This is a genomic window from Pseudomonas sp. QTF5 (assembly GCF_000512695.2).
Lineage (GTDB): Bacteria > Pseudomonadota > Gammaproteobacteria > Pseudomonadales > Pseudomonadaceae > Aquipseudomonas.
Window position 1 is genome coordinate 51,306 of sequence record NZ_AZRW02000014.1, and the last position, 23,949, is coordinate 75,254.

Genomic DNA, 23,949 nt, shown 5'->3' on the forward strand with positions numbered 1-23,949 from the left:
CGGCTCATGACCAATAAAACGACACCCGGGCTTGCCACTTCGATGAAGGACAAGCTGATTCAGCAGGCCCTGGAAAGGCGCATGCGCAAGATCGACGATGGCGCCCCTAGCCCTTCGCTGAAGGACGTCAAAGGCACTCCGGGCGAGGGTTTCGCGCAATTTTGCCGATTCGATCAGCACCCTGGTTATCAGCAATTGCGCCTTATGCTCGACGGCGCCGCGCGCTTCGGCCTGACCAATCCGTTTTTCAAGTTGCACGAAGGCCTGGCGGGGGCAGAAACCGTCATGGGCGGTAGCCGCTACGTGAACTTCGCAAGCTACAACTACTTGGGCTACTCAGGGCACCCGGTTGTCGCTGAGGCCGCCAAAGCGGCCATTGATCGTTATGGGACCTCGGTATCGGCCAGCCGCCCGGTGTCGGGGGATCGCCCGATCCATCGCGAACTGGAACAGGAACTGGCCCGGCTCTATGAAGTGGACGACGCTATTACCTTCGTCAGCGGTCATGCGACGAACGTGACCACCATCGGTTACCTGTTCGGTCCGCGGGATTTGATCCTGCATGACGAACTGATCCATAACAGCGTTCTCCAGGGGATCCAGTTGTCCGGTGCCCGCCGCCTCGGCTTTGCCCATAACGATTGGGAAGCGGTTGATCGGGTGCTGAGCGATCAGCGTCAGCATTTCGAGCGTGTGCTGGTGGTGATCGAAGGCATCTACAGCATGGATGGCGATTTCCCGGATTTGCCTCGTTTCGTCGAACTCAGGAAGAAACACCAAGTATTGTTGATGGTCGATGAAGCGCATTCGCTGGGCGTCATGGGGCAGACCGGCAAGGGCATTCGCGAGCATTTCGGTCTGGCCGGCAGTGACGTGGATATCTGGATGGGCACCTTGAGTAAAAGCCTGGCCAGTTGCGGTGGCTACATCGCCGGTGAGTCTGCGTTGGTCGAACACCTCAAATTCCTGGCGCCGGGGTTTCTCTACAGCGTCGGCATGCCGGCACCGGTGGCTGCGGCGGCGTTGGCAGCCTTGCGTTGTCTACCCGAGGATGGCGAGCGCGTTGCCACCTTGCAGGCCCGTGGCAGGCAATTCCTCGAGTTGGCCAAGGACGCGGGGCTGGACACCGGCACCAGCACCGGCCTGGCGGTGGTACCGATCATCACCGGCAGTTCGCTCAAGGCCACCCAGCTGTCCAGCGCATTGTCCCGTCGTGGCATCAACGCCCAACCGATTCTTCATCCGGCGGTACCCGAGAAATCGGCGCGTGTGCGATTTTTCATGTCGTGCCTGCACACCCGGGAGCAAATCACCGAGACGGTCAACGCAGTGGCGCAGGAACTGCAAAATCTGTAGGAGCTGGCTTGTGTAGACGCTGGCTTGCCAGCGAAGACGGCCTCACGTCATGCACCGCCCATGAAAACGCCTTCGCCGGCAAGCCGGCTCTTACAGCATGCGATTGAGGTAGCGCTTTATTTGTCGATAGCGCGGGCAGTTGTCGAGCAGGCCTGTATTGGGTCGTGCGCTGTGTTCGAGTGCCTGTTGTTGGCTGCAGGGCATGCCCCGGACTTGTACCAATGGGTGCTCGTCGCCGTCGTTGCGCTTCACGATCAAGCTGACCGTTGCGCTGCCCGGACGTATACGCCACAGCGGTACGCCGTGTGCTTCGGCCCGCGATGGCAGGTCGTGAGGTTCATGGGCGCTCCACACCAGCAGCTTGCCGTCTTCGCGAGCCACTGTCGTCATCAGGTCGGCGTTGTCATGGACGAACGTCACCCGGCCCCAACGGCTGTCGAGCAAGGTGCGGATCGCCGGTTGCCGGCGCCGAGGCACACCCAGCACGGTCAACGCGCCGGCGAACAGGCTGTCCTGTTCCTTTTGACGGGCCAGTTGCCGGGCGACGGTCAGCACGTCGCAGCGCTGATCGGTCAGCGGGTCGACATAGCGGCAGTAGCGAATGTAGGCGGCGGCCACCAGTTGCTCCAGCGTTGGCCGGGCCTGGCGCCGGGGGATCGGCATGCGGTCGTCGGTCAGTCCCCAGCCAGCGTAGAACGGCAACCCGAAACACGTCACCGGTACGCCCTGAATCAAGGCTTCGAGCCCGGCCTGGCTGGTGGCGATGTACACCCGCGCGGCCCGTCGCGCCAACGATGCCCAGGACACATGACGACTTTCCAGAGCCACGCCGCGCGCGGTCGCCGCCTCCAGCAAACAGCTTTTCTTGTGCCCGCTCAGGCAGTCTGGATGAATCCGCACACGAACATCGGCACCGGGGTTTTCCGCCAGCGCCGTATCGAGCATACGAATGAAATCTGCCTCACACAGACCTCCGCCCGGAATCGAGAAGTCGCCCCAGGTTTGATCCACCACCAGGATCAGCGGCACCTTGCGCCCCAATGAATCATCGTCACTGAGGTCGGGTGCATTGTTGTACTTGCCGATGCCGCTGCTGCGCATCAGCGCAATCAGCTGCGCAGCCGTGGAGATTTCCCGGGCCGTCAGCCGTTGGGGTTGCTGGAGGATGTTTTCCAGTAATGACGGACGATCAGCCAGGTAGTGGATGCCGATCGGATCGACCACCATCGACATCGGTGTATCGCCCTCGACCCCGAGGGAGGAGGAACGCAGAAAGCCGTCCTCCAGTGCGATGTAAGGAATGGCCCAGCGCTTGCACAACACCCGGGCATGGTCAGAGGAGCGCTTGTAGCCAATCCCGGAAATCGCCTTGAGCCCTTTGGGTTTATTCCGGCCTCGGCGCCATAGCCAGGCGGGTACACCTTCGGGATCAAGAAACTCAGGGAGATGAAAAACCCGCCACATCACCCACTGGGACATGATTCCAATCCAGCCTGGGCCGTCCACCAGTGATTCAACAGCGGGTACCGATCGATTCATCTCGTCGCAGCTCATGGGTGGGATGTCAGTGAGCGGCGCATGTTCATCACCGCTGGAAAGGGCAGCAGACGGCCGAGCCAATTCACCGGTGTGGTTCGGACCCTGGTGAATCCCTGCTGTGTGTAGAGTCGCTGGGCACGTTGATTTTTCACCTGGACCTCAAGCTCTATCCGGTCATGGCCGGATTGCCGGGCCTGATTGAAAATCTCGCTCAGCAACGAAGTCGCGATGCCCTGATGGCGTGCTTGCCTGGTCACGCGCAAGCCATAGAGATAGAACCCGTAATACCACTCCCGGCATTCAGAAATGACAAACAGCAGATAGCGTAATCCGCCCCTCAGCCATCCGAATTCACGCACAAAAGGCCTGACACCGGGCGAGAAAGGCCCACGCCGATGGTGCTTGAAGGCGGCATAGCCCAGCGCCGTGCAATCGCGGTACGCAATCAGAATCCGGTCCCAATTGATCGATTGGCCGAGCAGGCGATAACGGCAGGCTTCATCGCCGAGGATCAACGCCAGTGAGCCGCGCCCCGAGGTGATCATCCGCGCAATCGAGTCATCATGTTCCGGCAAGCTGGAACCGAGGACGATCCGTAGGGGGGCGGTGGCAGTTTCAGTCATGGATTGCCATCTAGGCCGGACTCGCGCTTTTGACGCAGGTCGTGCCTTGACTCATATGCTCGGTGAAGGCTTTGGCCAGCCGTTCAACGCCCATTGTTTCTGCGGCGTTATGAGTGAGCGCCTGGTTGGACCAGATGAAATAGTCGGTATCGCCATCCGGCGTACCCAGCGCGGCATAAACATCCGGGAGAATCGGCACGTGGTCGCCAAAGAAACACAGCCCGGTCGGCGTCGGGCGGGCCAGCAGGTACTCGCGTAACCGGCCGAGCATCCGGTCGGCATTGCTCAAGTGCCGCAGATAGGGCGCCAGGTCACGCATGCCGTCGAGCAGCGGACGATCGAACCAGGTCGGCAACTCGGCACCAGTAACGTTCTCCAGGTGCAGAGGCCCATGGTTCTCCATCGTCACGGCGTGGATATACAAAGGCTGAGCGCGGGCGCTGTCACCGAGCAATTCGATGATCTTGTCCGCCACGGCACAATCGCCAATGAAAGGGCCGGCCTTTTGCCCGTCGTCGAAGCTTCGGATGTCGATGAACTCATCGAAGCCCAGCGCCGGCAACACGCGATCCCGGCCGTAGAAACTGCCCACGTAAGGGTGAATGCACACCGTGCGGTAACCTTTGCGTTTCATTTCGACGGCGATGCTTGGCAGCCCCTGGCGGGCCAGATGGCGGTAGGGATTGAAGCGATGCACGCCGAGCCTGTCGCCGGCAATGCCCGTGAGAAAGGCGAACTCGGTACGCACCGTATTGGCGCCCCAGGCAGCGACCTGCAAGCGACCATGGGCCAGCGCTTCTGCGCGCAGCACATCGTATTGGTTCAGTACCTGTTCGCGGATGCCGGGCCACAGCCTGCGGATATCGAAAAACGATTCGCTCTGCACCGAGATCAGATCAGGCAGGGCAGCGACAGGCGGAGTGTGCGCCAGGCGCGGGTCGATCGCGAAAGGCGAGTCAAGTTCGTCGAGGTGTACCTTGCGCCGGGCTGCGCAAAAGTAGGTCCACAAACTGGCGGCCAAGCCCCAACGGGTCAAATCCAGGCTGGCGTCGTAGCTCGGTTGCAGCGGTTTCCAGCCACCGGCGATCAACAGCACCACCGCACTGGCAAGCACCGTTGCACCCACCGATAGCGCATCAGTGGAGGCGGCTTCGAAATAGAGTCCGCAGGCCAGATAGGCGATAAAGACCAACGCCAGCACAATCGTCTTGCCGATGCCGAAGAAGGGCAGGTACAGGCGCGGAAAGCGGATGGCATCACTGAAGTATTCAAAGTCTGCGCAGACGAAGGGTTCACGCAATGAGTGGTACTTGGAATTGCTCACCAAAACGATCAACAGCCACAGGGCCAGCACATTCACGGCGCTGAAATACGGGCGTCCGGTCATGCCATAAAGCAGGGCCACCGAGAACAACCAGGCCCCTGCGTGGAGCAGCCAGCTGCGCAGCGGCCGGCGCAAGGCGGGCCTGGGAGTCAGCATCGTTTCGATGACGCAGGAAAGAAAAAATCCGCCAAGGATGACCCAGCAGAACGTACTGTTCAGAAATTCAGGCACTGTAGTCCAGCCATCGCAAAATTACAGACGACATCCGTGGAGGAATGACCCCCAGGGCCCAGCATCCGAGGTTCAAGGGGAAGGGGAAACTGATGCGTGCCTGATCGGCTGCCAGGCCGCGACGTATCCGTTGTGCGGCTTTGTCCGGGTTCCACAGCAGCGGCTTCGGCCCAGGCATTTCGACGCACATTTTCGACTCGACATAACCTGGCATGATCACGTTGACCCGCACCCCGTCGGCGGCGACCAAATCGCGCATGGCTTCGCCATAAGCTTTTATCGCCGCTTTGCTGGCGCTGTAGCTGGGTGTGACAGGCAGCCCGCGCCAAGCAGCGAGGGAACTGAATAGCGCGATCTGGCCGTGCTTTCGCGCGCGCATGGCCGGCAACGCCGCCTGCACAGTAGCGATGGCCGCCATGACGTTCACTTCGATCAAGGTCTGGGACAGTTCCCAGACTTCATCTTCCGAGTTCGGGCCTGTGGCAGTATTGAGCCCGGCACCGACGATAATCAGGTCCGGTTGCTCGGTTTCACTGATCTGGCTGATCCACTCGCGCACCGCAACCAGGTCCTGGACGTCGAGCGCGTGCAGGATCACCCGGGCGCCGGCAGCGCGGCATTGCTCGGCCAGTTCGTCCAGGCGCTCGGTGCGCCGGCCTTGCAGAATCAGGGTCACGCCCGGTGCTGCATAGGCGGGTGCCAGCGCGCCGCCGATGCCACCCGTGGCGCCGGTGATAAGGATGCAGCGTGGGTTTTTGTACCGGGTCATAAGTACCGTTCAATCCTGGAGGTTTTTGCCATTAACACTTCCAGCGAATTGTTCACGGCCATGTCGATGCCACAGCGGGTATAGAAGCCGCCATTGACCTGGGTGGTATGAATCACCGTGCTGCGAAAGCGCTGGAACAGCGTAGGGTCAGGCGGTTCTGGCATGCACCAGAAGTCGTCGAGGCTGCCTTGGTGGGTCAAGCCCTTGAGTGCATAAATCGGATTGCTCAGGGCGATGGTCGGCACGTTGTGCATCAACGAAGAACCGCCCACGGTGCTGTTCACAGTGATCACCCCGGCGACGTGAGACAGCAGCGTCGGCATGTGACCGCTTTCCAGAAAGTCCACCCGATCGGCAATGCCGAATTTACCGGCAATGCGCAGGGTGATGCGATGGTAGTTGACGATGCCCGGCGTCAGCGGATGGTTCTTGACGACCAGGCGTGCATCACTGGGCGCATGACGGGCAAACGAGGCCAGCACATGTTTCAACACGTCTTTCATGGTGTTGAACTGAGAGTGGTCGCGGATCTGTGCGTCACTGTCCAGTTGCAGGGGCAGCAGGAACGTCGGGTGACGGTTGCGTGCCACTTCACTGATGACCGATGAATCTCGTCCCTTGGCGCTCGCCAGACGAATGCCCTGGCGAATGTAGCCGGCATATTCGACCGCTGCGTTGAAAGGCGCGTGGGTCTTGTAGTGCGGGAAGCAGATTTTGTTCAGGGCGCCACCGACGTGATACATCACATCGTGGAACGCCCGGGAAGTGAAGGACAACTTGAACGAGTTACCGTTGTTGTAGCGCGGAATGTACTTGCCGACTTCCCGATACCATTCCGGATCCCTCGGCAGCAACGAATGGTTGTTCACCCCGTCACGTTCCAGCGTGACCCAGTAAGGCCGGAAGTACCCTTCTTCGAAAACATGCACCCGCACGCCCAGGCGTTTCGCCAGCGTAACGGCTGGCAAATGCACAGGGCGACAGTCGCCGAACAGCACCACGTCGGTGATGCCGTTCGCCTTGAAGGTCTGGCTGTAGAAATCCTCGAGCTGCTCGGACCGCGCCGAATAAAACACCCGCGAACCCGCGCCGTACAGGGAATCGCCCATATTGAAACTGACAGATTTGACCCACTGCCCTTCGGCACGCAGGGCTTGAACCAAACGCGCAAAAAAGGGTGAGCTGACACCTTGCAGGAACAAAAAGGAGTTGCGCGGTCTGGTCGACACGGAGCGTCTTGCAATACCAGCGGGGGCCAACTGTTCTTTTACGATGTTCTCAAGGCGATAGGGAGCAACCGTTGAATCACTTCTTGCCATCTGGGCTTCTTTCCTTGAGCTGGTACTTCGTGCCAGTTCTGCAGTTCCAATAGAGTTCGTTCAGGGGTGGTGAATTTTTGCGTGATGCGGCTTACATAAGTCGGGTAGTTGATCAGGGTGCCGGCCACCAGTTCGTCGAGACTCAAGCGTCTGCGGCGCCGCGCCTGGACGTCCGGGTGCATGCCTTCATCCGTGGTCAAACCCCAGCCGGCATAAAACGGCTGACCATACGTGGTGACCGGTATCCCGCGCAGCAAGGCTTCGAAGCCGGACTGGGAAGTCAGTACATGGACCTCGTCCACTTCCAGCAGCAATTGATGAAAGGGCACATCGCCCACCACCTGGTTGCACCAGTGCGCGGTCTGCTCTTCGTCCTCGCCGCCCTTGCGGGTACCGGCCACGACTTCAGGATGCGGTTTGTAGAGCAGCCAGGCCTGGGGATGGCGCTCGCGCACCGCTCGCAATAAATCGAGGTTGCGGCGGATGCGATGAGCGCCGTACCGAATCGAGGCGTCGGACTCGACCTGGCCCGGCACCAGAATCACCTTGTTCACGCCGGCAGGCCGCTTCCACTGCGTACCGGGGAGGTTGTACTTGGTAACGCCGGCCGCGCAGATCGCTTCACGCAAGGCAGCTGCCCGATCCAGCAGGGCAGGGCTGCAGGGGTCGTTCTGCAAGTTGTATTCGAGGCGCGAAGGGCGCGTGGCGTCGTAATAGATGCCCAGGTCGTCGAAGACCCAGGACAGCGGGCGAACCTTGTTCGCGCCAAGGCCGACCGAGCGCAGGAAGCCGTCTTCGACCCGGCCGATATGACAGTGGCTGTTCTTGATGGCCAATGCCGAATCATGCGCACAGCCCCAGCTAATGACCGGGACGGTTGTCTCTGCGTGGCGACCGGCGAAACGGACGGATGAGCCATTGAAAAAATCCGCCACCAGCGGCCGCTTCCACTTGGAAAAACCAAACATCTGCAGGTTTTCCGGCAAGCGACTGCGCATCCGCCGTTGCAGGCCGAGCCAGGCCAGCACCACTTCGGGCTCGCAGGCCTGACCGGATTCCGGGTCCACGTACCGCGGGTATTCAACCAGCGCCGCATGCAGCAATTGTTCAAGGCTGACCGGCTGACGACGGGGCGGTGCAGGCCGTGCATCCCGGGTCAAACCCCAGCCGGCATAAAACGGCATGCCGAACGTGTGCACCGGCACTTGCCACAACAACGCGTCGAAGCCCAGTTGCGAAGTCATCACGTACACCGCCTGGACTTCGCTCAGTAACTCGGCGGGATGAACATTGCGGCTGATCACCTGGACTCGCGGCCGTTTGCCCAGCGCTGCCAGATCAAAGTGGCCCTGCTTGCGACCCGCCACCACATCCGGATGGACCTTCACCACCACCGTGCTGTGGGGATGTTCATCGAGTGCAGCCTGGAGCATGCGCTCGAAATCAGCATCACCGGCGCCCTGAAGTGAGGCATCGCCCTTGGTCTGGTCAGCGATCAAAACGCAAGGTTGCGGTAACTCGCAACGTTCGATACGGGCGTTGTTGTACTTGGAAACGCGCTCTTGCCGCCAGCTCGCCTGCAGGGCCCGGGCTCTAAGAATCTGAGACTCACTCAAGGTTGTCGGGATCAACACTTCCAGGCGCGACGGTGTGTCGGCATCGTGATAAATGCCCAGGTCATCGACGACCAGCGACAGCGGCGGCTCATCCGCTCCAAGGCCCACCGAACGCAAAAAACCATCCTCTACCGACAGCACAGGCAGACCGGCTTTTTGGGCTTCCCGTTGGGCGAGCAGTGCGCTTGGCTTGCGTCCCCACGCCAGCAACACATCGGCTTGCGCGATGTCACGAGTCGAACCCGACAACAATCGGTAGTCGGGCAACAGGGCGGGCAGGGTAGTGAGTTGCTGAACGCCTTTGGACAGAGCCAACAAGCACGGGCGATTCAGGAGGCTATTGTCCATAAAAAAACGGCGGGTATCCGTAGGTGACGCACTCGATGGCGAGACGCGTGAAAATCCAGAAGCGCCTCAGGCAACGCTCTTCCATAGGTGGCGCGATGATAATACAAAGCTGACAATTTATAACGAAAAGTAGGGGAAAATTTCCTACAAATATTCGCTATTTATCAGGAAGGTGACTGGCTGCGCTGAATAGGGCCTTGCGTCTCCAGGCAGTTTTTTGCGGGTGGATGCTTATGATTGGGCAGCCAACGCCAGCAGATAGTCATACTTTTCCCGCAAGCACGTCATTTTTTCTTTTTTCTGGTACTCGGCAATCGTCTCCGGCCGCAGGCAGTGCCACAGCGAGTTCAGCAGGAAGATGTAGTTGAGGTTGAGCATCGCGCCCTGCCGGTCGAATCGTTCATCCAGCGCTTGGGCATAGGCTTGCAAAAACTCATCGCGGACCTTGATAAAACCCGGCAAATCATTGCGCCGAAAGATCGCGCTCAGATACGCGCCACCATCGAAACCGATACGCCCCACCTTGACCTCGCTCCAGTCGATCAATTGCAGCCCTTGGGGTGAGAGGAAGAGATTCTTGCGCAAGTAGTCCATATGGCAAAAGCAGCGCTGGCTACTTCTGGCCTCAGCCGCCGCTCGCCTCAGCGCCGGACTCAAGGCCCGCAAACGATCGGCCAGACCGATGAAGTGATTATCCTGTTTGGCCAGCTTTTCCACAGAAGGTAAAAAGCGCTGGAAATTGAAGCGTGACCGCAGTAGATACCAGGGGCGAAAAAAATCCATCGTCCAGAACTTGCGAGCCTGCCACCACGAAGTCCGTTGCACATGCCGGCTGGACAAGGTTTCGATTTCGGCTATCCCCCGGGCCACGTTCACGGCTATCGCCGCCATTCGAGGTGCCCGCCCTTGAACGTAGTCAGTAAAAATCAGGCTCTCCCAAGGCGTTTCGATAACGCCCAGGCACGTGGGGTGCTTGAAGTGAACACTGTCGGCCAGGACATCCCGCTCACGATAGAAGCGCGACTCCAGACTGGTGATGAACCCGACTTTGCGAATCGATTTTTCGACCACGTCCAGTGTTGCACCGGTGCCGAGGTCGGTCAGCCGGTGATGGCGCACGTAATTGACGAAAGAAGCGTTGGACGCCAAATCTGTCGTGGTAATGCTGAATCCGTCCGCCCGATACGCCGGCAAAAGAAAACTCAAGCGTTTTTCCAGGGTGGCGTGGCTTAACCAGAACGCATGCCTGCCGCTGACTGATAGTTCGGTATTCGATTCGCTGCTCATGCGTTCCAACTGTAAACAACCATCCGGTTTCTGGCCTGACACACACGTGAAGGGCGCAGCGTCCTTGCCGACCATTTATAACAGTCGCTCAGAAGGGGCGCGATAGTACGGATTCCGACCGGTCATTGCCATGTTCGCAACCCCGACGCCAAGGAAAATGATGATTTTTCGCGGGTGGTCATCAGAATGATGGCAATGTTAGTTTTCGTCAGCCTATTGAGTCGTTAACATACACGCCACTCAAATCAAGGAACGATCGTTTCCCCATGAACCACCTTCCCATCGCCAAAGATGCACTCTGCGCCCAGGCGCAAGCGATCAGCCAACTCGCAGAACGTCTGGATGGCGAGTTCCAGCGCGCCGTAGAACTCATCCTCGGTTGCAAGGGCCGCGCGGCGGTCTGCGGCATGGGCAAATCCGGGCTGATCGGCCAGAAAATGGTCGCCACCTTCGCCTCCACCGGCACCCCGAGCCTGTTCCTGCATCCGGCCGAAGCCTTCCACGGCGACCTCGGCATGCTCAAACCGATCGACGTACTGATCCTGATTTCCTACAGCGGCGAAACCGAAGAAGTCATCAAGCTGATCCCGAGCCTCAAATCCTTCGGCAACAAAATCATCGCCATGACCGGCAACGGCCAATCGACTCTGGCCAAACACGCCGACATCTGGCTGGACATCTCCGTTGAGCGCGAAGTGTGCCCGAACAACCTGGCACCGACCACCTCGACCCTCGCCACCATGGCCATGGGCGACGCACTCGCTGTCGCACTGATTTGCGCCCTCGACTTCAAGCCGATGGACTTCGCCCGCTACCACCCCGGCGGCAGCCTCGGCCGCAAACTGCTGACCCGCGTCAGCGACGTCATGCACACCAACATCCCCAAAGTCACCCGCGACACCTCATTCCACGACTGCCTGCTGGTCATGACCTCCAGCCGCCTCGGCCTGGCCCTGGTGATGGAACAAGACAAACTGATCGGCATCGTCACCGACGGCGACCTGCGCCGCGCGCTGCTGGACAACCCGGGGGTTGTGAATGAAAACGTGGCGACGTTCCTGACGCCGAATCCGCATACGGTCAAGGCGTCGGCTCAGTTGTCAGAGGCTGAGGCTTATATGCTGGATCACAAGATTCGGGCATTGCCGGTGACGGCGGATGAGGGGGATGAGGTGGTGGGGGTTGTGGAGATATTTGATTAGATTTTTATGTAAAGAAAAACTGAAGCTTTAAGCTTGTAATGAGAGCCCAATTAAATTGATGAGATATACATCGATTTAATTGGGCCTTTTTCATTGCGTATTACTGGCCTGTTTTAGCCGTTGTTGTCTAGGTCAAGATGATCAGGCTAGCGCATTAGCTATGCAAGCCCCATGGGGAAGTACCCTACTTGCAAACTCAAGTTCTTAATTTGCACGGCCTTGGCTTTCCCATCTGCAGCGAGGTTGACTCGTAAAAAAATAAAATCTTTGTGGTCTGAGTTAATTGACAAAAATTGTTCTGTTATTGATATGTTTTTCCATGATCCCGGAGAATTTTTGCTCGAGTTCTTATGATGATATCCGGAGGCGCCGACACCACCCAGAGTTAGGTGTATATCCCCTTCGCTGGTGAAAACGTCGGCGGACAATGTCAGGTATTTGCCTAGCATTGACTCATGTTGCTTTTTGTCGATAGATACGCTTGAGCTCAAATAGATGTTTTTTGTATTATTTGGTGTTAGATGGACTTCAAGGTAGTTATGTCTGCCTTCAATTGTAATGTCCGAATCGCTTTCGTTTCTAATCCACCAAAAGTTGTTGATGTATTGGTTGTTCGTGGGGTTTATGATTGTGCCATTTGTCTGGGCGGTGTTCTTGGCGATCAGGTTGTCATTGATGGACGGCATTGGAGAGGATAGTCGCCATCTTTCGCCGTCAAAAAAGCAAATTCCACCAGTTAGTTGGTGGTTGAAATAGAATCCTATGTTGGAGAAAAATACTTGTTTTCCAACTTGCTCATGCAAGTACCTGTTTTGCCAGGATACGGTTTTGCCGGAGTGATCAATAGTGCGAAAGGGGTCGGAGATTTTGCTGTTATTCCGTTCTGCTCTAAGCTGGCGTTTGTTTGTTTTGTCTTCCGATATTAAGTTGGAGAGTATTTTCTTGAGATCCAAGTCTGTGCGGAATTTGTATAGCAAGTCCATGATTTTATAGATGTAGTCAACTTCCTTGCCAAAAAACAAGATGTGTAAGTCGATATCTAATGTTTGAATGATGAGTTTCTTGTTCGGCGGTGTAGATCGCGACAAAAGATCAACATTTATGATGTCCATGTCATCATGTCCGTGAATAACATAAATTGCCGAATCATTCCATTCTGAATGGGCTACTTCATCCAGGTTTGTGTGATTTCCACCAATGTCGTTTATATGCTCTTTAAGTTCTGGCCATGCATGGTCTTTGGTAATGTCCAAGTTGATTTGGGGGTTTGATGCTATTGCGTTTGCGTTTAGTCTAAATGCATGCAAAATGGCGCCATAACCAGACATGGATGAGCCGAAAAGAAACGTTGCATGTGGGGCATACGCTTCTGTAAATAAATTAATTGTTCTTGAAAAGGTTTCGCCATTGTCTTCATCCAGGTACCACGAGTTTTTCGGGTCCGAGATAAATAATAGGTCGCAAATCTGATTTTCAAGGAATGAACGCAAGGCCATGTACTTGCCGCCTTGATTGTGAGCGCTCATTACGATAAGAAGTTTTTCAGAGTTCGACCCTTTATTTAAAGGGATGAAGAGGACTTTTTTGCCGAGAACTATTTGCTCGTTATCTTTAATAATTCTGACTAGGTCAATGGTTTGATCCATAAGGCTCTGCTCTACATTTTTAATGTCGGGCGTTTTTCCCGAATGGCAACTAGCCTGAGAAATGATGACTCAAGTGTCAATCGCAAAAGTAGCGAAATTATTTGAGTCTTCAGGCGCCGAAGGCAAGGTTTTAATAGTAACGATATAGGCTTCTGTCATGCCGCCCCTTTCGGGAAAAATATATGAAGCCATCTGATTCTGGTGTTCTTGGAGTCCATGAAAAATTTCTTAGGAGTTTTCAAGAGCTTATTAAGTTTTTTTCTACGCTTTGATGGCGGAGGGGGCGTGCCTGTTGTTATAACGGTCACGTCTGTTTTTTCACTTGCCGATTGCCCCTTTGCCAGTTTTGTGGGTGTTGCTGGCTGCACAATTTTTGCTGTTTGATTGTCGGCTGTCTTTGTTATAAGTGGGATATGAGGCGTTATGTGGAAAATTGATCTCAGCATGGACTTCCCAGAGGGAAATGCTGAAGCTAAAGAGAATTGAAGCGCTTTGGTTATAAAGGTTTCATAGCTCTTGTATTGTTCAAGGCCCAGTTTGCTCGGGATTTTTCCTGCTTTTAAATCGCTGATAAAGAAGTCTAGGGACTCGCAGGTGTAGTCAGAGGTAAAACCTTTATTGCCATAGAAGGCATTGGCAAACTGAATGGGGCGAAAGCCTTCAAAAGCAGCCTCGAGAAGTGCCTGGGAGTTCAATCCTGCTACGTATTCTGTTTGTTTAAAAATCGACTTAATATTGTAGTCTTCTAGTAACAGTAATCGATTTTCGTGCTCGAACGGTTGGTCGCCGACTTTGAAATGCTTTTCCAGTTCAGTCAATGTCAGGGGGTGACCAATATTTTTCTTTTTTCTCTCCCACGGATGAGCTTTAAATATGACGTTGAGGTCAGTCTCTTCGAGGATCCTTTGGATTAATTTTTTGTAGAAATCTAAAGAGTTGAGGCCGATGTTGTTATGCTCAAGCAGAGAGAAGTCATTCAGCACTTGGCCCGCGATCAGAAGAGTTGGGCGATTGTTGGAAAAAAGTTTCTTTGTGTTTTCCGCTGGTTGATTGACGTTTTTATTTTTGGCGCCCAAAATTTTATTGATTGCTTTATTCCGGTTGCGATCCCATTCCAGCGATAATTCGTCTGCACCTAATGATCGATAGTACGCCGTAAACTTCAGGTTCGAGTTGTTGGCGATCGGCTCATACTTTTCTTCAATATAATTGTCGCTTCCCGTGAAAAAACTCTCTAGCACAAAAGCGCGAGGGGCTCTATTCTTCAGGAGTTCAAGTAGAGATCTTGCGTATATCAGGCTTCCCGAAAATACCAGAACGAATTTTGGATTGTGCTGTTTTATTACCGGGGACCAGTGATTTAACCACTGCATGGCGGATGCCATGTTCCACAGCAAGGTTTCACGTTCATTTTCGTAGATGTAATTAAACAACTCTTTGGTGCTGGTGGGTAATGGTTTGTCGCTAAAGTTATGCTGAGTGATAAGTAGTGAAAGCAACTCTGCTCGTGCAACCTTGAACAGATTAACTTCAAGGGTGGACGCCTCAAAGAGTTTTTCTTGAGGTAGAAGAGCTAGTTCAGTGTATTCTTCGAACAAGGATTCCTGCTGAGAGGAATAGTCTCCAAAGAGACTCAGCAAATCCTGCCGCTCTTCGTTGAAAATTACAGCGCTCTTGGATTCATCAAGATATTCGTAGAGGCTTCCAAAGTTTCTTTGGTTGATGTGCAAAGGGTCTGCAATGAAAAACTTACTCATGCGAATAACTCTAATACTTTATTGATCGAGGCTTGTTTGCCTTTGAGCAGTTTAAGGTGCTCTTTCATGTTGAGGCTAACTGAATCCTGCCAGGTAATAAGGTTTGCGCTAGGGTGTTGGCTCGACTCAAACAATTTTTTATATCGGGCATTATTCGGTGTGGCCAATTCATTAAGCATTATCGCATCCAGATGAGGATCCATTTTCAGATAGATGCCATGTTTTTCGTGCTCAATAAGGTCCGGAACCATACCAATTGGGTTTGCCAGAATCGGCACGCCCATTGCTGCTGCTTCTGGGATGTTGGCTGGGCCACCTTCAAAGTAACTTGTCATGAGTAAAGCATTGACACCTCTGTAGGCATCGATGAGTGCTGGGTAGGGCAGGCGTTCATATACTTCAACGTCGAAGCCTAGTTTGCGCAGCACTCTTCCTTCCTCTGATCTGCCATCACCAACCAAGAGAAACTCAATGTTGTCGGAGTCCAGTCGTTTAGCGAGCTCGAAAAGGTAGGCTTCGCCTTTAACCTTTCTAGCGTAACGCTTGGAAACAACGGCAGCAGTAAATTTGTTTCTTATGTTTCGGCCAAGGTTTCTTGCGTTGTCAATCAGGTGGTTGTTGTAGCCGTGCGGTATAACGCAAGTGTTAAATATTCCACATTCTGCAAGTTTTTTTTGCTGAAAGGTATTCAGGCAAATGACTACGTCAGCCTCTTTGTAGCGATCAATGAACGCATCAAGAGATAGCCAGCTGTCTGGGTCATTCAAGTCATGATGAACAGTAACCACGCACGGCCCGATCAGACGCTCTTCCAAATGTGGGCGATGGTAGTGTCTGATATGAGCGCCAATGATCGGTTTCTCACTTGGGATGTGAGTTGCGTATTGTTCCGTGTATCGAGAGAAATAAGAAAAAATATCCTCGAAAATTCCACTATGAACATTATTGGATGTTACGTGGTTAACTATGATAGTCATCTGTGTACCTGTATTTAAATGTTCTAGCGTTGAAGACTATCGATAGCGCCGCCAAGCACTAATGTTTGCACAATAGGGCCGATGATTTTTTGCCACTCATACACTGCTGCGTTAGTCACATAAATTGTATCGTCTGGCTTGAGCATGACTTGGCGGGCATAAAAGATCGCCGCCGGGTCACGCATATCGATACGCATGACTACTGGTTTTGCTGGTGCTGTTGGGCTGGATTCGCCCATGCGAAATACAAAAACGCCTTGTGGATTCGCGTTGGATTCTTTCAGGCCGCCAACGGAGCCCAGGGCATCCAGCAAGTTGGTGTTTTGAGCGGGCAGATCATGCAAGCCAGGCTCGCCTACAGCACCCATTGCTACGAAGCGCTGGCGAGCACGGTCCAAAACCACTTCTGAGTTTGGCTTAAGAACGAAGTTGCTTCCGGCCAGAACCTCTTCATAGTTGAAGGTGCTTACTTGGCTGCCATTACGGACAGTTACATTGACCAGATGCGGCTCCATCACTGGGCCGCCAGCCTGGTTGATGGCGTCGAGAAGGGTCAGTGGACCTTGAAGAGTGGAGAAACGGCCCGGAGTTTTCACCGCGCCTGCGACCAGTACTGAGCCCGATAGATCGCCGACCAGGTCAACATGAGTCTGAACGTCCGATGTCACCCCTTTCAGCTTCTGACGAATCATGTCTTCGACTTCAATCAGCGTCATGCCTGCGACGAACTGACGTCCGACATAGGGAAGGGAAATCATCCCTTGCGAATCGATACGGACTTTCAGCTGGGTGCCGCCAGTCGACAGCGGGGCAAACAGGGCGGTCCCCTCCGGCGCATTGTCAGTGATCAATACGTTGATCACGTCACCACCCATCAGGCGTACGGCTGACGTAGTCGGATTGGTGATTGCCACTACCGGAGGTTTGGCGGCTGGACGCATAAACGGCGCAATAGTATTGGCGTTGATGTCTACCAAGTCATAAGCGGTGTTCTTTTCTTCAATGGCACCTTTGTAGGGCCCGGCACCGGACAGGGTGCCACCGCAACCTGCCAACGTCAGTGTCACCAGCATCAAACCCGCAACTGCGCTGTTTCGCATGCTCAAGTTCAGGGGGCGAAGGGGCAGGCCAGAAATGGATTTAATCACGATGATCCTCGATCGATGCAATTAGGAAGCGAGTAATGCCGTAAAGCAAAAACAGAGCCAGGAAGATGGTCGCCAGGTTGTAAAGGCGCTCAGGATAGAGGGCCATCTGCGGTGTGTTCGGGGTGACCACGGTGACCAGCGTGCGAATCTTTTTGCTGGCTTCGATGCGTGCGTTGTCCAGTGCGGCAACGGCGGTCTTGTAGGTTTCTTCGGCAATGCCGGAGTCCAGGGTCAACTGCTGGAAGCGCGAAGCCACGACGTTGAGCTGGTCGCCATCGGGGGCGGAAACCAGCAGGCGTTTTTCTGCAGTCAGCTGTTCACGGATCGCGTTGACCCGTTGCTGCTGTTGTTTGACCTGAGGGGAGTCCTGGCGAAGCTTGTAGAGCATTTGCGTGAGCACTGCGCGTTCTTTGGAGTACTCGCCTTCCAGTGTGTCGATAATGCTTGCGCGGCCCTGAGCCGAACTTTTGCCGTCCAGTACCTTGTTCACGTTCTGGAAGCGCAGCAGCTCTTCTTTGCGTTTGGTGTAGTTCTTTTTCGCGCCTTCCAGTTCGCCTTGGGCGAAGCGCATCTGCTCGCGGGCGATGCTGTGGGAGACTTCGTTCACGAAGTGCTCGCTGGCCTCGAGGATGGTCTTGACCATTTGTTCGGCCAGTTCCGGGCTGAACGCCTGTACTTCAACCCTGAGCAAGCCGGTGGTTTCGTCGTAGTGCGCGGAGACCATGCGCTGGTAATACTTGAGCAGGTCTTCGCGCTCGGTGTCTTTGGCCAGCCAGAAGAAGGGGTCGCTGCGTTGTTGGGTGTATTGCTCGACCCAGTGCAGACGATCTTCAAGCAGTTGCATCATGTCCATCGACACGATGTATTCGCGCAAGTACAGGGTCTCTTCCCGGGAAGCGGGGTTCGTGCCACTGAGCAGCATGCTCAAGCCTGGTAGTTGGGCGCCAGAATTATTGCCGTCCTGACGAACCACGACTTGCGCGGAGCTGACATAGCGGTCCACGGAAAAAAAGCTGTAGTAAACGATGGCCAGTGCCAGCGGTACCACGATCAGCCCCAGCGTCAGGCGCCAGCCCTTGAATTTACCCGTACTGCTCATATGCACACGATCCTTGAAAATAAAACAATCACGCCACGGTCAGGGCGATCAGGTGTTGTAGGCGTTGATGCCTTCAGCGACATCGTCATAGATCTGCACTCCGCCATCTCGCACCAGCAGCACGACATCGCAGAGTTTTTGAATTTCATTCATGTTGTGCGAGACCAGCACGACTTTGGATTTCTGCAGTCGCTCCTCGAAGACTTCGGCGCACTTGCGTTTGAAGTGTGCGTCGCCCACGGACATGACTTCGTCGATCAGGTAGTAGTCGAAATCGAACGCCATGCTCAGGCCGAATGCCAGGCGCGAGCGCATGCCCGACGAGTAGGTTTTGACGGGCTCGTCGATCCAGCTGCCGATTTCGGCGAAGTCTTCGACATAGCGGACCTTCTCGCGCATGGCTTCGCCTACGGCACCGTAGACGCGAGCGACGAACTTGATGTTCTCGCGGCCGGTCATGCTGCCCTGAAAACCGCCGGACAAACCCACGGGCCAGGAGATGCTCTGGTCGGTAGCGATGGTGCCGGAGTCCGGAACGTCGGCACCGCCCAGCAGGCGTACCAGGGTTGATTTTCCTGCGCCATTTCGACCGATCAGGCCGATGTTTTTTCCGGCGGGGATCTTCAGTGACAGGTCTCGGAATACATGGCGACGGCCTTTGGGGGTCAGGTACGACTTGGTGATGTTTCTGAGCTCGAACACGGGAAGCCTGCGGTTAGCCGTTCTTGGTGGAGATCAAATGCAGTCGACGAACCCGGTAGGTACCGAGCGACACGAACAGCAAAACCAGGGTGAAGGCGATGACGTAATGGAGCGAAACGCCATCGACTGGAACGTAGAACGGAAAGATTTCGGCGCGGATCAGTTCCAGCAGATGCAGGAACGGGTTGAGCAGTAGCAGCGGCAGCATCGCGTGCGGCAGATAGGCTGCCGGGATCAGTACTCCTGAGATGAAGTACAGCGGGAAAAACATCATGCGAATGAACAGTTTGCTGCCGGGAATGGCATGGGCGATCAGCGAGAGCAGCATGCCCAGGCCAAAGGCAAACAGAAGTCCGAGAAGGATGGTCAGCACCCATTGGATTGGCGACTTGACCGACATATCGAAACCGTACCAGGCGAAGCCGAACACCAGAATGGCGTACACCGTGGCAGAGATGCTGAACTCAACCAGTGCGCGGGCGATGAATGTGTCGAGTGGCTTGATCTGTTTGTAGGCAAACAGCGAACGGTTTTCCCTGGGGCTGTCCATCAGGCGCAGCGCAGTGTTACGAAACAGCAGGAAGGGGGCGAGGCCCACCAGCACGAATACCGGAAAGTCCAGGCCTGCCACGCTTTTGCCGCGAATCAGCGAGAACAACACGCTGAGAATCAGCAGGTGACAAATCGGTTCGAGCAGCATCCACACCGCGCCCATGCGGCTCTCACCGATACGCGCACGCGCTTCGCGTAACACCAGAGCAAAGATGACGGATTTTTTGATTTGGAGGGGCGAGCGAGGCTTCACAATTATTTACCGCACAGCACAACGGCGCGATAAACGCGTTGCTTGAATTCATTTTCAGAGGACTGTCTGTCGACGTAGCACAGACGGCTTCCGTTCGTGGTGCGCGAGGTTAATCGGTGGGCGAGACAGTAGTCAAGCCGATTGGTTCCAAACAAGTGACTGACAAAAAATAACTGTTCGAGCTGGCAGTTCGGGCGTCAAAAAAGCGATTTTTCTTGTAGGAGCGAGCTTGCTCGCGAAGACGGAGGCCTGCCTGAGATACCGCTTTCGTCGGAACGCCGCCCGGAGCAAGCTCGCTCCTACAGGGCTGTGATTTTTAGCCCGAGGTGAATTACCCGGCCAACATCGGATACGTGAACAATCCGAAGTGCAGCAGATTCAAACCAAAGTGGGTGGCGATGGCCGCGCCCAAACCCCCGAAACGATAGGCCAGGCCATAGCCGACGCCGGCCAGGCTTGCCAGCAATACCCATTGCCAGCCAGCCCCCAGGTGAACGAGGCCGAACAGTAACGAGGCGAACAACAGCGCGAGGTTTTCGCCATGGGGCAAGTGTTTGAAGTGCCGACTCAGACCGCCCTGGATATAGCCACGAAACAACGCTTCTTCCACCAGCGTCACCAGCAATAGATTGTTCAACACCCACAACCAGGCTTGATCCGGCCATTTCGGTGCCCAACTGATCACGCCCAGCAACAGCGCGCCACCCAAGGCCAGTACGGTGCTCACGGTCAGGCCGAGGGCGGTGGCATAAACGGACAGTCGCAGGGAGCGCCGGCCGACAATCCACGGGCAGACCAGCAACAGCCAGAAGCCGATCAGAGGTTTGTCCTGATTCAGGTACATGGCAAACGAGACGGCATTGTCGGTGAAACGCTGGGGATCGATGGCGCGACCGTTGTAGAAACCGGGAAGCCAGTGCACTGCCAGCGCCACCGCCAGAACGATGAACAAGCCGTGGCCGAGGTAGCGGCCAATGGGAATCTGTTGTTGGCGAACGGCGAAACCGGCAACCAGCAGCAACGCGAAAGAGATCGTGGCCAGCCAACCGAGATGGCCGTAGATCAACGCCAGGCCATAGCCCATGGAGAGAAGTGCCAGATAAGTCCATGGCAGAGCGATCATTTGAAGTCCTTGTTTCAGAGATTCTGCAATGTGCCTCGCTCCCACAGGGGATCTCGGTCGGACACAGAAAAAGTGAACGACACCGATTCAATAAGCGGCGCGATTATAGAGACGTACACCGCGTAAACAAAAACACCGCCCAAAGGCGGTGTCGTTGTCAGCAGGCTGTTACGAGGCAATCAATTGCCGCAACACGTAATGCAAAATCCCTCCGGCCTTGAAGTACTCCACTTCATTGAGGGTATCGATCCGGCACAACACCTCTATCTTTTCCTTGCTGCCATCTTCGCGGGTGATGACCAGTGTCAGGTTCATCCGCGGGGTCAGTTCGACGCCAGTCAGGCCAAGGATATCTACGGTTTCCTTGCCGGTGAGGTTCAGGCTCTTGCGGTTCTGATCCAGTTTGAACTGCAACGGCAATACGCCCATGCCCACCAGGTTGGAACGGTGAATTCGCTCGAAGCTCTCGGCGATGACTGCTTTCACGCCCAGCAGATTGGTGCCCTTGGCCGCCCAGTCGCGGCTCGAGCCGGTGCCATATTCTTGCCCGGCAATCACCACCAACGGCGTGCCCGATGCCTGGTAACGCATGGCCGCGTCGTAGATCGGCAGCTTCTCCCCGGTCGGAATATAAATCGTGTTGCCACCTTCTTCGCCGCCGAGCATCTCGTTGCGAATCCGGATGTTGGCGAAGGTGCCACGCATCATCACTTGATGGTTGCCGCGGCGCGAGCCGTAGGAGTTGAAGTCCCGCGGTTCCACTCCTTGCTCGCGCAGGTAACGGCCGGCGGGGCTGTCGGTCTTGATGTTGCCGGCCGGGGAGATGTGGTCGGTGGTCACCGAATCGCCGAGCAGCGCGAGGACTTTCGCCCCTTCGACGTCCTTGACCACCGGCGCAGGGCCGCCGATGTCATCGAAGAATGGCGGATGCTGGATATACGTCGAATCGTTGTTCCAGACATAAGTCGCCGCCTGCGGCACTTCGATCGCCTGCCACTGCTCGTCGCCGGCAAACACTTCGGCGTACTCCTTGTGGAACATGCCGGTGTTCACCTGAGTCACCGCGTCGGCGATTTCTTTAGTGCTAGGCCAAATGTCGCGCAGATAAACCGGGTTGTTGTCCTTGTCGTGACCCAATGGCTCGCTGCTGATGTCGATGCGCACCGTACCGGCCAGCGCGTAAGCGACGACCAGAGGCGGGGAGGCCAGCCAGTTGGTTTTCACCAAGGGGTGTACGCGACCTTCGAAGTTGCGGTTGCCCGAGAGCACCGAGGCGACGGTCAGGTCGGCTTTCTGAATGGCTTTTTCGATCGGCTCCGGCAACGGCCCGGAGTTACCGATGCAGGTGGTGCAGCCATAACCGACTAGCGCAAAACCGAGTTCATCAAGGTATTGGGTCAGGCCCGCTGCCTTATAGTAGTCGGTGACCACTTTCGAGCCGGGGGCCAGCGAACTCTTGACCCACGGTTTGCGCTTCAGGCCTTTCTCCACGGCTTTCTTCGCCACCAGCCCGGCCGCCATCATCACGCTGGGGTTGGAAGTGTTGGTGCAGGAGGTGATCGCGGCAATCACCACCGCGCCGTTTTTCAGCCGATACGTACGGCCTTCGTGGTCGTAGTCCGCTTCGCCGATCAGATCGGCGTTGCCCACCGCGACGCCCCCGCCACCCTCACTTTCGAGACGAGCTTCTTCCTTGCTGGAGGGTTTGAATTGCAGGCCGAGAAAGTCAGTGAACGCTTGCGCGACATTCGGCAACGAGACACGGTCCTGTGGGCGTTTCGGCCCGGCGAGGCTGGCTTCGACGCTGCCCATGTCCAGGGCCAGGCTGTCGGTGAACTCCGGCTCCTTGCCGGGCAGGCGCCACAGGCCCTGGATCTTGCTGTAGGCCTCCACCAGTTTCACGGTTTGCGGGGTGCGGCCAGACAGGCGCAAGTACTCCAGTGTCACCTCGTCCACCGGGAAGAAACCGCAGGTGGCGCCGTATTCCGGGGCCATGTTGGCGATGGTCGCGCGGTCGGCCAGCGGCAAGTCGGCGAGGCCGTCGCCGTAGAACTCGACGAATTTGCCGACCACCCCTTTCTTGCGCAGCATCTGGGTCACCGTCAGCACCAGATCGGTGGCGGTGATGCCTTCCCTGAGCTTGCCGGTGAGTTTGAAGCCGATCACTTCCGGAATCAGCATCGACACCGGTTGGCCGAGCATCGCCGCTTCCGCTTCGATCCCGCCCACACCCCAGCCGAGCACGCCGAGGCCGTTGATCATGGTGGTGTGGGAGTCAGTGCCGACCAAAGTGTCCGGGAAAGCATAGGTGCGACCGTCCTCGTCTTTGGTCCAGACCGTGCGGCCCAGGTATTCAAGGTTGACCTGGTGGCAGATGCCGGTGCCCGGCGGCACCACGCAGAAATTGTCGAAGGCGCTCTGACCCCAGCGCAGGAAGGCGTAACGCTCGTGGTTGCGCTGCATTTCGATGTCGACGTTCTGTTCGAAGGCGCTTGAACTGGCGTACTTGTCGACCATCACCGAGTGGTCGATCACCAAGTCCACCGGCGACAGCGGATTGATTCGCTGCGGGTCGCCACCGGCCTTGGCCATGGCGGCGCGCATGGCGGCCAGGTCAACCACGGCGGGGACGCCGGTAAAGTCCTGCATTAATACCCGCGCGGGGCGGTACTGGATTTCGCGATCGGAGCGACGCTCCTTGAGCCAGGCGGCAATCGCCTTGAGGTCGGCGCCGGTAACGGTTTTCTCGTCCTCCCAGCGCAGCAGGTTTTCCAGCAACACTTTCAACGACATCGGCAGCTTGTCGAGATCGCCCAGGCTCTTGGCGGCTTCGGGAAGGCTGAAATAGTGATAGGTCTTGTCGTCGACTTGTAAGGTTTTAAGGGTTTTCAGGCTATCGAGGGACGGCATTGAAATGACTCCTTTAAATCCGCACGGCTACGGACTGAGGGAACGAACTGAGGCTTAAACCTAGTCCTGTTTGATGCTTAAGGCTAATTACTGGACCCTAAGGACAAGTCCAAGGTTCCGATCTCGGCTATCATGCGCCGGTTTTCGTGACAGGCTTTGCTTCAACGC

18 protein-coding genes are annotated in these 23,949 nt (G+C 55.9%); 2 read left to right on the forward strand and 16 right to left on the reverse strand.

Translation table 11 applies throughout. The features are described 5' to 3' along the window. Positions 1-6: 6 nt before the first annotated feature. Positions 7-1,356 (forward strand): aminotransferase class I/II-fold pyridoxal phosphate-dependent enzyme, encoded by a 1,350-nt coding sequence (locus IC37_RS13625; protein WP_030128446.1) that lies wholly within the window; start codon positions 7-9, stop codon positions 1,354-1,356. 90 nt (positions 1,357-1,446) lie between these two features. Here IC37_RS13625 and IC37_RS13630 read toward each other — a convergent pair whose 3' ends face one another. The 7 genes from IC37_RS13630 to IC37_RS13660 form a co-directional block, all read right to left on the reverse strand. Continuing rightward, positions 1,447-2,835: a capsule biosynthesis protein gene (locus IC37_RS13630; protein ID WP_256580731.1), complete on the reverse strand. Its 1,389-nt coding sequence runs from the start codon at positions 2,833-2,835 to the stop codon at positions 1,447-1,449. Between the two features lie 71 nt (positions 2,836-2,906). Beyond that, the gene (locus IC37_RS13635) at positions 2,907-3,518 is read right to left on the reverse strand and encodes an N-acetyltransferase (RefSeq protein ID WP_030128444.1); all 612 of its coding nucleotides are present in this window, start codon (positions 3,516-3,518) and stop codon (positions 2,907-2,909) included. A 10-nt stretch (positions 3,519-3,528) separates the two neighbouring features. Continuing rightward, positions 3,529-4,998 (reverse strand): LTA synthase family protein, encoded by a 1,470-nt coding sequence (locus IC37_RS13640; RefSeq protein WP_081729258.1) that lies wholly within the window; start codon positions 4,996-4,998, stop codon positions 3,529-3,531. 67 nt (positions 4,999-5,065) lie between these two features. After that, on the reverse strand, positions 5,066-5,842 hold the full coding sequence (locus IC37_RS13645) for an SDR family oxidoreductase (protein WP_030128442.1): 777 nt from the start codon (positions 5,840-5,842) through the stop codon (positions 5,066-5,068). Next, on the reverse strand, positions 5,839-7,071 hold the full coding sequence (locus IC37_RS13650; RefSeq protein ID WP_030128441.1) for a capsule biosynthesis protein: 1,233 nt from the start codon (positions 7,069-7,071) through the stop codon (positions 5,839-5,841). The genes IC37_RS13645 and IC37_RS13650 overlap by 4 nt, the downstream gene beginning before the upstream one ends. A gap of 38 nt (positions 7,072-7,109) precedes the next feature. Continuing rightward, positions 7,110-9,125, reverse strand: coding sequence for a capsular polysaccharide biosynthesis protein (locus IC37_RS13655; RefSeq protein WP_030128440.1), 2,016 nt, complete (start codon positions 9,123-9,125; stop codon positions 7,110-7,112). A 231-nt stretch (positions 9,126-9,356) separates the two neighbouring features. Further along, positions 9,357-10,412: a phosphotransferase gene (locus tag IC37_RS13660; RefSeq protein WP_081729256.1), complete on the reverse strand. Its 1,056-nt coding sequence runs from the start codon at positions 10,410-10,412 to the stop codon at positions 9,357-9,359. Positions 10,413-10,678: 266 nt separating this feature from the next. On the opposite strand from IC37_RS13660, the gene IC37_RS13665 reads away from it, so the two are divergent. Next, on the forward strand, positions 10,679-11,614 hold the full coding sequence (locus tag IC37_RS13665; protein ID WP_030128438.1) for an SIS domain-containing protein: 936 nt from the start codon (positions 10,679-10,681) through the stop codon (positions 11,612-11,614). A gap of 158 nt (positions 11,615-11,772) precedes the next feature. Here the strand turns inward: IC37_RS13665 and IC37_RS13670 are convergent, their stop codons facing one another. The 9 genes from IC37_RS13670 to acnA form a co-directional block, all read right to left on the reverse strand. After that, positions 11,773-13,260 carry a hypothetical protein gene (locus IC37_RS13670; protein WP_030128437.1) on the reverse strand — a complete coding sequence of 496 codons (1,488 nt, stop codon included), beginning with the start codon at positions 13,258-13,260 and terminating at the stop codon, positions 11,773-11,775. A 155-nt stretch (positions 13,261-13,415) separates the two neighbouring features. After that, complete coding sequence (locus tag IC37_RS13675; RefSeq protein ID WP_030128436.1) at positions 13,416-15,017, reverse strand: capsular biosynthesis protein CpsB; 1,602 nt, start codon at positions 15,015-15,017, stop codon at positions 13,416-13,418. After that, positions 15,014-15,994, reverse strand: coding sequence for a glycosyltransferase family 4 protein (locus IC37_RS13680; RefSeq protein WP_051414787.1), 981 nt, complete (start codon positions 15,992-15,994; stop codon positions 15,014-15,016). Before IC37_RS13680 ends, IC37_RS13675 begins: the two co-directional genes overlap by 4 nt. 23 nt (positions 15,995-16,017) lie before the next feature. Next, entirely contained in the window at positions 16,018-17,094 is a 1,077-nt protein-coding gene (locus IC37_RS13685; protein WP_030128434.1) for a polysaccharide biosynthesis/export family protein, read from the reverse strand. A 40-nt stretch (positions 17,095-17,134) separates the two neighbouring features. Next, positions 17,135-18,241, reverse strand: a complete 1,107-nt coding sequence (locus tag IC37_RS13690) for an ABC transporter permease (protein ID WP_030128433.1) — start codon at positions 18,239-18,241, stop codon at positions 17,135-17,137. Between the two features lie 48 nt (positions 18,242-18,289). Then, positions 18,290-18,943 carry an ABC transporter ATP-binding protein gene (locus tag IC37_RS13695; protein WP_030128432.1) on the reverse strand — a complete coding sequence of 218 codons (654 nt, stop codon included), beginning with the start codon at positions 18,941-18,943 and terminating at the stop codon, positions 18,290-18,292. Between the two features lie 13 nt (positions 18,944-18,956). After that, positions 18,957-19,658 (reverse strand): ABC transporter permease, encoded by a 702-nt coding sequence (locus IC37_RS13700; protein WP_256580733.1) that lies wholly within the window; start codon positions 19,656-19,658, stop codon positions 18,957-18,959. 421 nt (positions 19,659-20,079) lie between these two features. After that, complete coding sequence (locus tag IC37_RS13705; RefSeq protein ID WP_030128430.1) at positions 20,080-20,871, reverse strand: CPBP family intramembrane glutamic endopeptidase; 792 nt, start codon at positions 20,869-20,871, stop codon at positions 20,080-20,082. Positions 20,872-21,039: 168 nt separating this feature from the next. Then, entirely contained in the window at positions 21,040-23,781 is a 2,742-nt protein-coding gene (gene acnA, locus IC37_RS13710) for an aconitate hydratase AcnA (RefSeq protein ID WP_030128429.1), read from the reverse strand. Positions 23,782-23,949 lie beyond the last annotated feature (168 nt).

Bases quoted from the DNA above. Each gene is read 5' to 3' on its own strand.
- IC37_RS13625 (WP_030128446.1), top strand. From the start codon at position 7: ATGACCAATAAAACGACACCCGGGCTTGCCACTTCGATGAAGGACAAG.
- IC37_RS13645 (WP_030128442.1), bottom strand. From the start codon at position 5,842: ATGACCCGGTACAAAAACCCACGCTGCATCCTTATCACCGGCGCCACG.
- IC37_RS13660 (WP_081729256.1), bottom strand. From the start codon at position 10,412: ATGAGCAGCGAATCGAATACCGAACTATCAGTCAGCGGCAGGCATGCG.
- IC37_RS13640 (WP_081729258.1), bottom strand. From the start codon at position 4,998: ATGCTGACTCCCAGGCCCGCCTTGCGCCGGCCGCTGCGCAGCTGGCTG.
- IC37_RS13665 (WP_030128438.1), top strand. From the start codon at position 10,679: ATGAACCACCTTCCCATCGCCAAAGATGCACTCTGCGCCCAGGCGCAA.
- IC37_RS13630 (WP_256580731.1), bottom strand. From the start codon at position 2,835: ATGTCCCAGTGGGTGATGTGGCGGGTTTTTCATCTCCCTGAGTTTCTT.
- IC37_RS13685 (WP_030128434.1), bottom strand. From the start codon at position 17,094: ATGCGAAACAGCGCAGTTGCGGGTTTGATGCTGGTGACACTGACGTTG.
- IC37_RS13675 (WP_030128436.1), bottom strand. From the start codon at position 15,017: ATGAGTAAGTTTTTCATTGCAGACCCTTTGCACATCAACCAAAGAAAC.
- IC37_RS13705 (WP_030128430.1), bottom strand. From the start codon at position 20,871: ATGATCGCTCTGCCATGGACTTATCTGGCACTTCTCTCCATGGGCTAT.
- IC37_RS13655 (WP_030128440.1), bottom strand. From the start codon at position 9,125: ATGGACAATAGCCTCCTGAATCGCCCGTGCTTGTTGGCTCTGTCCAAA.
- acnA (WP_030128429.1), bottom strand. From the start codon at position 23,781: ATGCCGTCCCTCGATAGCCTGAAAACCCTTAAAACCTTACAAGTCGAC.
- IC37_RS13690 (WP_030128433.1), bottom strand. From the start codon at position 18,241: ATGAGCAGTACGGGTAAATTCAAGGGCTGGCGCCTGACGCTGGGGCTG.
- IC37_RS13635 (WP_030128444.1), bottom strand. From the start codon at position 3,518: ATGACTGAAACTGCCACCGCCCCCCTACGGATCGTCCTCGGTTCCAGC.
- IC37_RS13680 (WP_051414787.1), bottom strand. From the start codon at position 15,994: ATGACTATCATAGTTAACCACGTAACATCCAATAATGTTCATAGTGGA.
- IC37_RS13670 (WP_030128437.1), bottom strand. From the start codon at position 13,260: ATGGATCAAACCATTGACCTAGTCAGAATTATTAAAGATAACGAGCAA.
- IC37_RS13700 (WP_256580733.1), bottom strand. From the start codon at position 19,658: ATGGGCGCGGTGTGGATGCTGCTCGAACCGATTTGTCACCTGCTGATT.